This is a genomic window from Streptomyces malaysiensis subsp. samsunensis (assembly GCF_024519315.1).
GTDB classification, from domain to species: Bacteria; Actinomycetota; Actinomycetes; order Streptomycetales; family Streptomycetaceae; genus Streptomyces; species Streptomyces malaysiensis.
This window is the reverse complement of sequence record NZ_JANIIC010000256.1, coordinates 1-596: the sequence shown is the minus strand read 5'-3', so window position 1 is coordinate 596 and position 596 is coordinate 1. Positions and strand designations below refer to the sequence as shown.

Annotated in this window: 1 protein-coding gene; it reads left to right on the top strand. The window is 66.3% G+C overall.

What is annotated here, in order from left to right:
* A partial coding sequence (locus NQU54_RS48770) for a hypothetical protein (RefSeq protein ID WP_257636681.1) occupies positions 1-369 on the top strand: 369 nt, incomplete at its 5' end.
* Between the last annotated feature and the right edge of the window lie 227 nt (positions 370-596).

Below are 596 nucleotides of genomic sequence, written 5' to 3'. Positions count from 1 at the left end.
GTACAGCAGGAGAAAGTGGAGACCGCGATCTCGGTTCCGGAGCTACTCCGTTCGAGCGACCTTCCACCACTCCAGCCAACCGGTCGCCAAGGGGACGTGAAGATCCGCGGCGAAGGCATCCAGGAGCTGGCGGACGATCTCCGGGCTGCCATCTGCCTGTCCGGCTCTGGTGGCTGGCGAGGCTGTGCACTCCGACCGCGGCGACGTGTCAACGGGATGCTCCTGTATGCGTGCGGCCAGTGCTGCGAGACGGCCGGTTCCAAGGTGGCCAAGATGCTGGCGAGGGACGGGCTGGGGGCGCCAGCTGCGATCGCCTGCGCGGTCAGCTCGGTGACGTGCGTGCTGGCGTTGCGTAGGCTGGCCACATAACCATTGCGGACCGCCACCGCGTCGGCGAGCTCCTCAAGTAGTTGCGTCTATTCCACACTCTGCACAACGTCCTTACCGCGTCAGGGTGACGCCACGCCGTTCCAGCGCCGTCCATCAGCCAGGAGAACTGGCCCCAACCGTCTGGCCCAAGTCTGCCCACACACCAGTTCTGCCCCGGGGACCGCCACACTTCCCGCAACGCTGATCCTGTCGACGGGATGGCCTGG